This window comes from Staphylococcus sp. GW823-FHT05F06 (assembly GCF_058795495.1).
Window position 1 is genome coordinate 69,573 of the sequence record NZ_JBXAHW010000007.1, and the last position, 13,333, is coordinate 82,905.

Annotated in this window: 12 protein-coding genes; 10 read left to right on the plus strand and 2 right to left on the minus strand. The window is 31.0% G+C overall.

The window, feature by feature from the left end; all coding sequences use genetic code 11:
- Positions 1–96: 96 nt before the first annotated feature.
- Positions 97–1,164, plus strand: a complete 1,068-nt coding sequence (locus AC1Q7N_RS06200) for a YkvI family membrane protein (RefSeq protein WP_001832177.1) — start codon at positions 97–99, stop codon at positions 1,162–1,164.
- A 278-nt stretch (positions 1,165–1,442) separates the two neighbouring features.
- Complete coding sequence (locus tag AC1Q7N_RS06205) at positions 1,443–2,492, plus strand: alpha/beta hydrolase (RefSeq protein ID WP_002438830.1); 1,050 nt, start codon at positions 1,443–1,445, stop codon at positions 2,490–2,492.
- Between the two features lie 560 nt (positions 2,493–3,052).
- Here the strand turns inward: AC1Q7N_RS06205 and AC1Q7N_RS06210 are convergent.
- A complete protein-coding gene (locus AC1Q7N_RS06210; RefSeq protein ID WP_002438832.1) occupies positions 3,053–3,559 on the minus strand; it encodes a GNAT family N-acetyltransferase in 507 nt (168 codons plus the stop codon).
- Positions 3,560–3,667: 108 nt separating this feature from the next.
- Here AC1Q7N_RS06210 and graX point away from each other — a divergent pair, with 108 nt between their 5' ends.
- The 7 genes from graX (at position 3,668) to AC1Q7N_RS06245 (ending at position 11,267) form a co-directional block, all read left to right on the plus strand.
- On the plus strand, positions 3,668–4,591 hold the full coding sequence (gene graX, locus AC1Q7N_RS06215) for an auxiliary protein GraX/ApsX (protein ID WP_001832033.1): 924 nt from the start codon (positions 3,668–3,670) through the stop codon (positions 4,589–4,591).
- An 18-nt stretch (positions 4,592–4,609) separates the two neighbouring features.
- Positions 4,610–5,284, plus strand: coding sequence for a response regulator transcription factor GraR/ApsR (gene graR, locus AC1Q7N_RS06220; RefSeq protein ID WP_001832046.1), 675 nt, complete (start codon positions 4,610–4,612; stop codon positions 5,282–5,284).
- Positions 5,277–6,317: a histidine kinase GraS/ApsS gene (gene graS / locus AC1Q7N_RS06225; protein ID WP_002438833.1), complete on the plus strand. Its 1,041-nt coding sequence runs from the start codon at positions 5,277–5,279 to the stop codon at positions 6,315–6,317. Before graR ends, graS begins: the two co-directional genes overlap by 8 nt.
- Before the next feature lie 145 nt (positions 6,318–6,462).
- Positions 6,463–7,224 (plus strand): ABC transporter ATP-binding protein VraF, encoded by a 762-nt coding sequence (gene vraF, locus AC1Q7N_RS06230; protein ID WP_001833013.1) that lies wholly within the window; start codon positions 6,463–6,465, stop codon positions 7,222–7,224.
- The gene (gene vraG / locus AC1Q7N_RS06235) at positions 7,214–9,103 is read left to right on the plus strand and encodes an ABC transporter permease VraG (protein WP_001832022.1); all 1,890 of its coding nucleotides are present in this window, start codon (positions 7,214–7,216) and stop codon (positions 9,101–9,103) included. Before vraF ends, vraG begins: the two co-directional genes overlap by 11 nt.
- 521 nt (positions 9,104–9,624) lie before the next feature.
- The gene (locus AC1Q7N_RS06240) at positions 9,625–10,242 is read left to right on the plus strand and encodes a DUF47 domain-containing protein (protein ID WP_002457534.1); all 618 of its coding nucleotides are present in this window, start codon (positions 9,625–9,627) and stop codon (positions 10,240–10,242) included.
- A 14-nt stretch (positions 10,243–10,256) separates the two neighbouring features.
- Positions 10,257–11,267: an inorganic phosphate transporter gene (locus AC1Q7N_RS06245; RefSeq protein WP_001832181.1), complete on the plus strand. Its 1,011-nt coding sequence runs from the start codon at positions 10,257–10,259 to the stop codon at positions 11,265–11,267.
- Positions 11,268–11,459: 192 nt separating this feature from the next.
- Here AC1Q7N_RS06245 and AC1Q7N_RS06250 read toward each other — a convergent pair whose 3' ends face one another.
- A complete protein-coding gene (locus AC1Q7N_RS06250; RefSeq protein ID WP_001832086.1) occupies positions 11,460–12,260 on the minus strand; it encodes a LysM peptidoglycan-binding domain-containing protein in 801 nt (266 codons plus the stop codon).
- A 410-nt stretch (positions 12,261–12,670) separates the two neighbouring features.
- On the opposite strand from AC1Q7N_RS06250, the gene AC1Q7N_RS06255 reads away from it, so the two are divergent.
- The gene (locus AC1Q7N_RS06255; RefSeq protein ID WP_001832176.1) at positions 12,671–13,330 is read left to right on the plus strand and encodes a Bax inhibitor-1/YccA family protein; all 660 of its coding nucleotides are present in this window, start codon (positions 12,671–12,673) and stop codon (positions 13,328–13,330) included.
- Positions 13,331–13,333: the final 3 nt, after the last annotated feature.

Here is a 13,333-nt window from a genome sequence, read left to right on the forward strand (position 1 = left end):
ACAGAATAGCTAAATTTATACATTTTTTTAGGGTTGCAATAAAAAGTCAGTACGTTATAATTCTCACTGTGCAACTCTAAGGAGGTAAATATTCACATGGGGCTGAATAAAGAAGCTATAAAAATTGGTTTTGCCTATGTCGGCATTGTTGTCGGCGCAGGATTTTCAACAGGACAAGAAGTGATGCAATTTTTCACACCATTTGGTTTATGGTCATATATTGGAGTGATTATCTCAGGATTTATACTTGGATTCATAGGAAGACAAGTAGCTAAGATAGGTACTGCATTTGAAGCGAAAAATCACGAGTCCACATTGCAATATGTGTTTGGAAAAAAATTTAGTAAAGTTTTTGATTATATTCTTGTCTTTTTCTTATTTGGTATAGCTGTCACTATGATAGCCGGATCAGGTTCTACTTTTGAGCAAAGTTTTGGAATTCCTACTTGGTTAGGCGCATTAATCATGACAGTTTTGATTTACTTAACATTATTATTAGATTTTAATAAAATTGTAAGAGCTTTAGGACTAGTTACACCATTTTTAATCATAATGGTTATTCTTATTGCTGTGTTTTACCTATTTACAGGTAGTATTTCATTAGGGGAAGTAAACAGTGCTATGCCTGAAACGAGTGCTTGGAAAGGTATCTTTTGGGGATTAGTATACGGCGGATTAGCCTTTGCTGTAGGATTTAGTACGATAGTAGCTATCGGCGGTGATGCGTCTAAGCGAAGAGTTTCAGGTGCAGGAGCAATGTTTGGTGGTGTGCTATACGCTATCCTACTTGCGTTAATTAACTTCTCGCTTCAAACAGAATATTCAAAAATTAAAGATGTGGCAATACCTACGCTTAACCTAGCGAAAGGTATACATCCATGGTTAGGTCTTGTACTCACAGTCATTATGTTAGCTGTGATGTACAACACGATTTTAGGTCTTTGTTATTCTTTTGCAGCGCGTTTCACAGAACCTTATAGTAAAAAATACCATATATTCATTATTATCATGATGGTGATGGCATTTATTTTAAGTTTCGTAGGATTCGCTGATTTAATCAATGTCTTATACAAATTTATGGGTATTGTCGGATTATTTATTGTAGTAGCAGTATTGATTAAATATTATAAACGTAAAAAAGATGATGAAGAGCATATCGCGTAATCATTGCTTCACACTTTTATGATTAAAAATGTTTATTTTAATCGTGAGAAGTTTAAGGTTAAAAAATACATGAACAAGTATATATGTTCATCCGAGTTGACTAAGTTAAAGATGCACGCTTATATTAAATAATTTTAAATTGAGTCAGCTTTGAGGGGTGGGACTTCGAATTCATCAAAATGGATTCTGTCCTACCCCTTTGTTTAATTATATCGATATTTGTTTTATTATATTAATAGCAAGACAAGTAGAGTAATTATTTGAAAGGGTTAGCCATGATGAAAGAAAAGCTAAAATGGATATGGATAACAACACTAATCATACTTGTTGTCTCACTTATATTGGCTTTTAATTTGAAGAGTCATTATAACCATGTTCATGATAAACAGAAGAGCAAGACAAATGTTCAAATTAATAACAAAAATGTAAAATTATATAGAGATATCTCATATGGTAAAGGTATACCCAACAGCAAATTAGACATTATTACCCCAGCTGATATGAGCAATGATACGAAATTACCGGTAATTTTTTGGATGCATGGTGGAGGATTTATCGCTGGAGACAAACAATATAAAAATCAATTATTGTCAAAAGTTGCAGAACAAGGATACATCATTGTCAATGTAAATTATGCGTTAGCTCCGCAATATAAATATCCAACGCCGCTAGTACAACTCAATCAAGCTGTAAAGTTTATAAAAGAGAATAAGCATGAGTTACCTATTGATTTTGATCAAGTTGTTATTGGGGGAGACTCTGCTGGCGCTCAGTTAACTAGTCAATATGTAGCTATGCAAACCAATGAAGACTTGAGAGATGAAATGCATTTTGAACAGCAGTTCAAGCCTTCACAAATAAAGGCTGCTGTATTTTTTGGTGGTTTTTATAATATGAAAACCGTTAAAGCAACTGAGTTTCCGAGAATACAATTATTTATGAAAAGTTATACTGGAACAAGTCATTGGGAAACAGATTTTAAAAACTTATCTCAAATGTCAACGCTCAATCAAGTGACTCACGAATACCCACCGACATTTCTTTCGGTTGGTGACGCTGATCCTTTTTATAGTCAAAATAAAGAATTTGCGCAAGGTTTGAAAACAGAAAATATTCCAGTAGATACATTATTCTATGATGGTTCGCATCACTTACATCATCAATATCAATTTCATCTAGATAAACCGGAATCAAAAGAGAATATCAAAAAAGTACTGCTATTTTTAAGTCGAAACACATCATCTTCTGGAGTGGAGAGTAACGAGTCATCACAAAATCAGCCAACTCAAAATACTAATGAAGTATCCTTATACCCTTTTGATTCTTAAGTTTATTAAACATGTATTTCAATGGATTCGTGCATTGAAGTACGTCATTGCGAGGAGTACTGTATATGTTCTGAGAATACGATTGTATAATTAAATACCATAACTACATTAAAGAGATTTCATTCAAATTCAATGTGCAATGACTATCAGCATCAAACAATCCCAAAGTCAGTTATCTTTGTAATTTCTGTAAGAAATTCTACTCTGAATTATTGATATAGTAAGCTTGACATAAATACATTTTTAATCCAGTCATCGACTGAAAGCATATTAAAATGCTCAAGACAATATTGTGCACCCCAAAAGCTAGACTAAATTTTAGCTTTTGGGGTGCGTTTTTATAATTAAACAGTATAAATTTGATTTTAAAATTAAAGTAATTTAAGAATAATTCAAAGATATACGAAGTGATGATGCAGTAGATTCATAATAAGTAAAGAATAAATAATCTTAAACTTATAAGTAGTAAAGATAATTTAAATACGCCTCAATATGAGAGACGTATGATGATATTATTTAATATTTTAAATATGTGGTAAAATTTATAGTGACATACTTAGTTAATTTAATATTTTAGCCATTACATATTCGTTATAATATTTTTGGTTTATAAAAAGCTTATCTTTAAGTTCACCTTCGATTTGAAAGCCCATGCCTTTAAACAATTCTATTGCGTTAATGTTTTCAGTAACAACCGTAGCTTCAATACGTCGAATATGATGATTTAAAGCCCATGCTTCAATTCTATTGATAAGTGCTTGTCCAATACCTTGATGTTGGTAATATTCTCTAACACCAAGGTACACCACAGCTTCGTGCTGTGTACGTTCATAAGTTTCAGTATTAACAAATACGTATCCAACAAGTTGCTCATCACTTTCAGCGACATATATTGCTTTGGTAGGTGAGGTGATGTATTTTTCTAAGTGTTGACTTGCGGAAGATATCGTTGGTAAATATTCACCTGGATTGTAGAATGTAAATTCTGATTCATCATATATTTGGCTTAATAGGCTGATAAAGTTTTCAACGTCTTTAATACTAATTTCACGAATGAGATGTGTCATATCAACACTCCTGTTTTGTTAAATCAATTGTCTTCCTTATTATAGTACACTTTACATAATTACGCTTGATATGAAATTATCTAAAAGAAAGTTTAGGAGTTGATATTTATGAAGCCTAAAGTATTGTTAGCAGGTGGCACCGGCTATATTGGTAGATATTTAAGTCGAGTCATTGAACATGATGCTCAATTATTTGCTTTATCTAAATATCCCAAACCTGACAAAGGATCTACGAACAAAATCACATGGTTAAAACGCGATATATATAATCATAAAGATGTAGTTGAAGCTATGAAAGGTATAGACATTGCGGTATATTATTTAGATCCAACTAAACATTCTGCTAAATTAACACATGCAACAGCACGAGATTTAAACTTTATAGCGGCAGATAACTTTGGTAGAGCTGCATCAATAAATAAGCTGAAAAAGATTGTGTATATTCCGGGGAGCCGTCATGATAATGAAGCTATTGAACGTTTAGGCGCTTATGGCGTACCAGTTGATTGTACGGATGTTGAAGTGAAACGTCCTCATATTAACGTAGAATTACAAACAGCTAAATATGATGATGTTCGAACAGCGATGAAGATGATTTTACCAAAGAAATGGACGCTCAATCAACTTGTAGACTATTTTAGTAGGTGGTTAGATGAGACAAAAGGAACTTTTGTACATACTCAAAAACAAGATCATCACTACATCATTTACAATAGGAACATTAAAAGACCTTTAGCTATTTTCAAAATGGTTAATACAACAGAAGATATAATTACATTACATCTTGTTGATGGTAAATTGATGAAACCTAAATCAAAGAAGCAAGCAAAATTAGAATTTAGACTTCTTAAAGGAACACGTTTAATTATGGTTCATTTATACGATTATATCCCTAGATTATTTTGGCCAATTTACTATTTCATACAAGCACCGATTCAAGGACTTCTTATGAGAGGTTTTGAAATTGATTGTAGAATTAAGCATTATCAAGGTCGCATTCAATCAGGTGAGAAGATTAAATATACTAAATAATATATTAGGTGATTCGTTATGCAAATATTATTAGTCGAAGACGATAATACGCTTTTTCAAGAATTAAAAAAGGAATTAGAACAATGGGATTTTAATGTCGTTGGTGTCGAAGATTTTAGTCATGTGATGGAGACATTTGAAACATTTAATCCAGAAATAGTTATTTTGGATGTTCAATTACCGAAATACGATGGGTTTTATTGGTGTCGAAAAATGAGACAACAGTCGAACGTTCCTATTTTATTTTTATCATCAAGAGATAATCCAATGGATCAAGTGATGAGTATGGAACTTGGTGCAGATGATTATATGCAAAAACCATTTTATACAAACGTCTTAATTGCTAAGCTACAAGCTATTTATAGACGCGTTTATGAATTTGGAGTTGAAGAAAAGAGAACGTTAAGTTGGCAAGACGCTACTGTGGATTTATCAAAAGATAGTATTCAAAAAGATGATAAAACTATCTTTTTGTCTAAAACAGAGATGATTATTTTAGAGATGTTAATCAATAAACGTAATCAAATCGTGACACGAGACACTCTCATTACTGCTTTGTGGGATGATGAAGCTTTTGTTAGTGATAATACTTTAACAGTTAATGTTAATAGATTAAGAAAAAAATTATCAGAAATTGACATGGATAGTGCAATTGAAACCAAAGTTGGTAAAGGATACTTAGCTCATGAATAATTTTCGATGGTTTTGGTTTTTTATAAAATCTCGTATTAATTGGATATTGTGGATATTATTTCTCAACATTATTTTATTAGGTGTTGCCTACATAGATTATGAGATTTCAGTTGAAAGTGTATTTTATATAGTGATATTAAACGTAGGATTGAGTATACTTTTCTTATTATTTACGTTTGTTAAAGAAGTCCGTCTATCTAAACATTTTTATGAAGATAAAGAAATTGAAGAAATTAAGCATAAAGATTTGGCAGAAACCCCATTTCAACAACAAGTCATAGATTATCTGTATCGTCATATAGCCGCTCAAAAAGAGAAAGTAGTCGAACAACAATTACAAATTAAAAATCATGAACAAACAATTACAGAGTTTGTTCATGATATAAAAACACCTGTTACGGCTATGAAATTATTGATAGATCAAGAGAATGATGATCAGCGTAAGCGAGCGTTATTATTTGAATGGTCTCGTATTAATGAGATGTTAGATAAGCAATTATATTTAACAAGGCTTGAAACACATCATCGTGATATGTATTTTGATTATATTTCATTAAAGAGAATGGTTATAGATGAAATACAAGTTACTCGACATATCAGTCAGGCAAAAGGGATAGGTTTTGAATTAGATTTTAAAGACGAACAAAAGGTTTATACAGATGTTAAATGGTGCCGTATGATGATTAGGCAAGTTCTATCTAACTCTTTGAAATATAGTGATAATTCTACAATAAATTTAAGTGGTTATAACATAGAAGGACACGTTGTTTTAAAAATTAAAGACTACGGTCGTGGAATTAGTAAAAGAGATTTACCACGTATATTTGATAGAGGATTTACTTCTACAACAGACCGCAACGATACTGCGTCTTCTGGTATGGGATTATACCTTGTACAAAGCGTGAAAGAACAACTTGGGATTGAAGTTAAAGTTGATTCAATAGTGGGGAAAGGAACAACGTTTTATTTCATTTTCCCACAACAAAATGAAATCATTGAGCGCATGTCTAAAGTGACAAGATTGTCATTTTAAACGTGCGTTTTGTTACTTACTATTATCACAATTGTAATAAATAATCGATATAATAAAAGATGTAAATTAAAGAAGATATGATAGTCTACATTAAGTTTGTCTTCGTAAAAAGATAATTTGGTTGAAGTATGACAGGAGTGATTATTTGTCGATATTAGAGGTAAGACAGTTGTCAAAAGTCTATGGTGATAAGCAAGCTTTCCAAGAAGTTTTGAAAGAAATTAATTTAGATGTTGATGAAGGTGAGTTTATATCAATTATGGGACCTTCTGGTTCAGGAAAGACAACTTTATTAAATGTACTTAGTTCGATTGATTATATGACTAAAGGATCTATTACAATCAACGGGAAACAACTTGAGAAGTTATCTAATAAGCAATTATCTGATATTAGAAAAAAAGATATTGGATTTATTTTTCAAGATTATAATATTTTAAATACCTTAACCGTTAAAGAAAATATCATGCTTCCACTATCAGTTCAAAAGTTAGATAAACAAATAATGCATGAACGTTATCAACGTATAGTAGAAGCTTTGAACATTAGTGATATTAGTGATAAATATCCATCAGAGTTGTCAGGTGGACAGCGTCAACGTACCTCAGCAGCAAGGGCATTTATTAATTTACCTTCAATTATATTTGCTGATGAGCCTACAGGTGCTTTAGATTCTAAAAGTACACTAGATTTACTTAAGCGTCTTAAATATATGAATGAGGAATTTAACACAACCATACTTATGGTGACACATGATCCAGTAGCGGCTAGTTTTTCAAACCGTGTTGTGATGTTAAAGGATGGACAAATCTTTACTGAGTTGTATCAAGGTGATGATGATAAACAAACGTTTTATAAAGAAATTATAAGAACGCAAAGTGTACTTGGTGGCATCAATTATGAGCTTTAATGAAATTATCTTCAAAAACTTTAAACAAAATGTGACGCACTATGCTATTTATTTATTATCTCTTGTTATCAGCGTTGTATTATATTTTAGTTTTGTAACTTTAAAATATGCGCACCATTTACACGGTAATCAATCGTTTCCTGCCATCAAAGAAGGTTCACAAGTAGGAAGTTATTTTTTATTTATCATTATTGTGGTCTTTTTGCTTTATGCTAATTTTTTATTTTTGAAAAGACGAGGTCGTGAACTATCGTTATTACAAATTATTGGTCTAACAAAGAAAGATATCATGAAAATGATTATGTTGGAGCAATTGATGACATTTATGATGACAACTATTGTAGGTATCATATTGGGAATCTTTGGTTCGAAAATTTTACTCATGATTGTATTGCGATTATTAGGAATCAACGTGAGTGTTTCTATTATATTTAATTATCATGCCATTTTAGAAACGTTATTATTAATAGCTGTGTCATATGTACTTATAGTCTTTCAAAGCTATGTATATTTACTTAAACGTTCTATTAAAGAGTTAGCGTCTGATGTAAATAAAAAAGAGTTCAGTCATACACGCACAACACTTGGTGAAGTTGTATTAGGTTTGCTAGGGATTATTATGATAGTTAGTGGTTATATAATGTCGACTAAATTAGTAGATAACGTAGAAACAATTATTCAACCTTTTGCTATTTTATTTTTAACTGTTATAGGATCATATTTTTTCTTTAGAAGTACAGTTTCATTGATATTTAAAGCGATACAGCGGTTGAGAAATGGAACGGTAAGTGTCACAGATGTTATGTTCACATCACCTATTATATATCGTGTTAAGAAGAATGCATTTTCTCTAACTGTAATGACTGTTGTGTCAGCAATAACAGTTTCTGTATTATGTTTTGCGGCGTTAAGTCGTAGTACGTTAACAAATGAAGTGTTACTGAGTTCACCACATGATGTTACGTTAAAGAATCAGAAACAAGCAAATGAACTTGCTTTTAAATTAAATAACCGTAATATTGAACATTACTATAATTATAAAGAGGTCGTGTATGCAAAAGTTTATAAAGATCATCTTTTTAGCGAAGGTGTATATAGACCGAAAGAAATCACAGTAACGAGTGATAAATATATTCCAAATGTAAGTACGAAAAAAGGGCAGACAGATATTATTATACCTAGAGGATCTCTCAAAGATGTTGTTAAAACAGACAAAAAAAGGACGGCTTATGTAGGAAGTAAGAAGTTTCGTTTAAAAGTAAGTTTGAGAAAAGGGATAAATAAAGTCTATTTTATGTCTGATGTTGATCGTGGTAGACCGACACTTATTTTAAATGATGAAGATTATCAAAAAATTAGAGAACATATAAAAGAAAAGAATATTGTTTCCCAATATGGTTTTGATCTTAAAAATAAAAATGATTTACCAGAATTAGAAAAATTAGTTAGTAGTATCAATGAAGATATAGAAACAAGAAGTGAAGCGGCAAGTGAAATTTCTAGTTTAACTGGTATTTTATTATTTGTGACATCGTTTTTAGGAATTACATTTTTAATCGCAGCAGGATGTATAATTTACATTAAACAGATTGATGAAACGGAAGACGAACTTGAGAACTACACGATTCTTCGTAAGCTAGGATTTACGCATCAAGATATGTCTAAAGGTTTGAAACTTAAGGTAATATTTAATTTTGGTTTACCTTTAATTATTGCATTACTGCATGCATATTTTGCTTCACTTGCTTATATGCATTTAATGAATGTGACAAATCAAATACCTATTTTTATAGTTATGGCAGTTTATACAGCAACTTATGCAGTATTTGCTATTATAGCTTATAATCATTCTAAAAGAACAATTAAACATTCGATATAAATTTATACTTATTGAATTTGTGTTATTTAATTTATAGATTTTAATATATTTTCAAAACTCAATTGATAATACTAAGCGACATTTTAATCATTGAAAATAACAAATGATTAAAGTGTCGCTTTATTAAATTGAATGAAAATTACAATTAATATTTGAAATTGATTTAATAAATCGTTATTTTAAAGTTGGAGTGGATAAAAGTGTTTCCATGATTTTATCGCTCATCATTTTTAATAAGATTATGAGACACTTATGTAAAAATTTAATATCTAGTTTGTTAAGAATTTGTAAATAGAATTGTGGTTATGTAAATTTTGTGATATTTTCAAGTAGGGACAAAACTGGATGTTGGCGAACATCAATAAATGATTACTATATATTAAATTTACACAATTTTTACAATATAAGAATTGCTAGTTACTTTTTATAATAATTGTAAATCAGTTCCTCAACCACTTGTCTTACGCAAATAAAATTTAATAATGTGATTGATGACAATCGCTCAAAATGGAGGATTTTTAATGTTTAGTAAGAAAAAGGATAAGTTCATGGTTCAATTAGAAGAAATGGTATTCAATCTAGACCGTGCAGCTATTGAATTCGGCAAAATGGACTTCAATACACACTTAGATTTGAAAGCTTATTCTGATAATATTAAAACGTATGAGTCACATGGTGACGAACTTATGCATCAAGTTATTTCTGATCTCAACCAAACATTCATTACACCAATTGAACGTGAAGATATCTTATCTTTATGCAATGCAATAGATGATGTTCTAGATGCTATGGAAGAGACATCAGCAATGTTTGAAATGTATTCAATTGAATATACAGATGAGTACATGGCTGAATTTGTAGAAAACATACAAAAAGCAGTTGCCGAAATGAAGCTAGCTGTAGGATTACTTGTAGACAAAAAGTTATCTCACATGCGCATTCATTCTATTAATATTAAAGAATTTGAGACAAATTGCGACGGTATCTTAAGACAGTCGATGAAACACATCTTCAACAGTGAAACAGATCCAATCACATTAATTAAAATAAAAGATATTTATCAAAGCATGGAAGAAATAGCAGATAAGTGTCAAGCTGTTGCTAATAATTTTGAAACTATAATCATGAAAAATAGCTAAGGGAGTCTTTATTTATGTCATATATTTTAATTGTCACGATAGCTATAGTTATATTTTCATTAATATTTGACTTTATCAATGGTTTCCATGATACAGCTAATGCTGTAGCTACTGCGGTTTCTACTCGAGCATTAACACCAAGAAGAGCTATTTTATTAGCAGCAGTCATGAACTTTATTGGGGCATTGACCTTCACAGGTGTTGCTGGAACTATTACAAAAGATATCGTTGATCCATTCAAATTACAACATGGTTTAGTTGTTGTGTTAGCAGCTATTATTGCTGCCATTATTTGGAATTTAATCACTTGGTTGTATGGAATACCAAGTTCATCTTCTCACGCACTAATCGGATCTATAGCGGGTGCAGCCATTGCATCGCAAGGTTCGTTTGCAGTATTACACTATCAAGGTTTTACAAAAATTATTATCGTATTAATCATTTCACCAATTATAGCTTTTTGTGTAGGTTATATGATGTATACGATTGTTAAAATCGTTTTTAAAAATTCAAATTTAACACGTACTAATCGTAATTTTAGGTTTTTCCAAATCTTTACTGCAGCATTACAATCATTCTCACATGGTACAAACGATGCTCAAAAATCTATGGGTATTATCACATTAGCTTTAATTGTAGGTAATTTACAAGATGGTAGTAATGTTGAACCTCAAGTATGGGTTAAAGTTGCGTGTGCAACAGCTATGGGATTAGGTACAGCAGTAGGTGGTTGGAAAATCATCAAAACTGTTGGCGGAAATATTATGAAAATTAGACCTGCTAACGGTGCAGCCGCTGATATTTCTTCAGCATTAACGATTTTCGTAGCGTCATCATTACATTTCCCATTATCTACTACACACGTTGTGTCTTCATCTATTCTAGGTGTAGGTGCTTCAAATCGTGCGAAAGGTGTTAAATGGAGTACTGCTCAACGTATGGTTGTAACATGGGTGATTACTTTACCTATCTCAGCTGTTTTAGCAGCAATTATTTATTTTATTATTCATCTGTTCTTAAAATAAAAAAGGTTTGTATAATACGTAAGTACATATAGCTAAAGGCCACACAAAGACTGACATTTTTAGTCAACTTTGTGTGGCCTTTTTATTTGAATTGCTTAAAATATAAAATAATGAGGTTCAATCATTCTATTAAAATAAAAAACTACAAGGTATATTCCATTACCTTGTAGTAAAATCATTAATCATCAATGATTAGTGGATAAATGCATATGAAGATACTTCTGAAGCTGGGATAGTACGATAGTTCATATTGTATGGACCATTTGCATAATTCATTTCTGAAATTAAAATACTACCATCACCATTAATACGTTCAACGTATGCTACATGACCATATGGTCCAGGTGTACTTTGCATAATTGCACCAACAGATGGAGTATTATCAACTTGATAACCATCATTCGCTGCATTTGACGCCCAGTATTTTGCATCAGACCAGTAAGTACTGATAGGTTTACCAGCTTGTGAACGTTTGTCGAACACATACCATGTGCATTGACCTTCAGTGTATAAGTTTTGATGGTTGAATGAAGGTGAAGTATAATTACCGCTAGTTTGAGTTGCTGTACCACCTGATCCTGAACCAGAACCACCATTAGGGATAGTTAATATTTGGTTAGGCATAATTAAATAACCATTTAGATGATTTGCTTGCATTAATGCATCAACTGAAACACCATATTTATTAGCTATGATGTTTAATGATTCACCTGCTACTACAGTATGTGAAGATGCTGAACTTGAAGAAGTGTTTGAACTAGTATTTTGTGAAGCACTTCCACCTACATTAATAACTTGTCCTGGGAATACCATATTGTTGCTAAGATTATTATTCTGCTTAATGCTTTCTACTGAAGTATTGTATTGTTGTGCAATAGTCCATAAGGATTCTCCAGATTGAACCTTATGTTGTGTAGAAGCTTCAGCATCATGATGTGATAGAACTGCTGCTGCGCCTGAAGCGGCTGTAATTGCAAAGGCTAACTTTTTCAAAGTAACTCCTCCTTAAATATAACAAAGATTTAATTGATTTAAGTTTAATGATTTAGATAATTGTCCCGACAAGTCTCTGTACATTAACTTTTTGTTTTTTTATTACGTACCCCATACTAACAAAAATATTTGACTTTGTGGGCTTTGTTATTATCTTGTAACATTGTTAAAATAATGTATTGTTCTGAACATTTATTAAAGAAAGTTGATATATCGCTATTTATAAGACATATTTCGTTACTTTTCTTAATATTTATTAGATAAATTGTAATAAAGTAAAGTTCAATGTAATGAGTTTTCTAAAACTTCTATATATTTAGAATTTATGAACTTAAATACTTTTGTAATTCTTTATAGTGTTGTAAAATTTTTATTACCTAATTATTTAATATAGAAAAGGAGTTATTATAATGTCACAATCGACACACCAATCAACTGATCATAAAAGACAATCTCAAGATAAGAACCAAACACATGCCTATGCAAAAGTTTGGTTATATTTTATGTATTATTGGATGATTTTTGGGATTGGTTGTTATTTTGGACAATATCTTCCTATGTCATGGAGAAAACCATTGTCTCTAGGATTGTTAATTCTGATATTAGCAACGTTGTTTATTAAACGTGCGCGAAAATATGGATTAGTGATCTCTCATATATACGCTATTATTGTAGGTTTGCTTTCGTATGCTCTTTTTACGACTTACTTACAAAATTTAGGAGCAGAAGTATTCTATAAAAATATTATTCTTGCTATTGGTGCATTTATAGCTTTTGGTATTATAGGTTACTTTTTAATAAAAGACGCTTCGAGTATGGGAAAATATTTGTTTGTGACATTAATTGCGCTAATTATAGCTGGGATTATAGGGATATTTATTAATAATCCAATTTTTCATACTGTCATTACAATAGTGAGCTTATTATTGTTTCTCCTTTATACTTTATACGATTTTAATAGAATGAAAAGAGGTCAATTCTCACCAAGAGAAATGGGATTTAATTTGTTTATCAACTTATTAAATATCATCGAAGATATACTTAGTTTAGCAAATCGCTTTAAAAACTAAAGA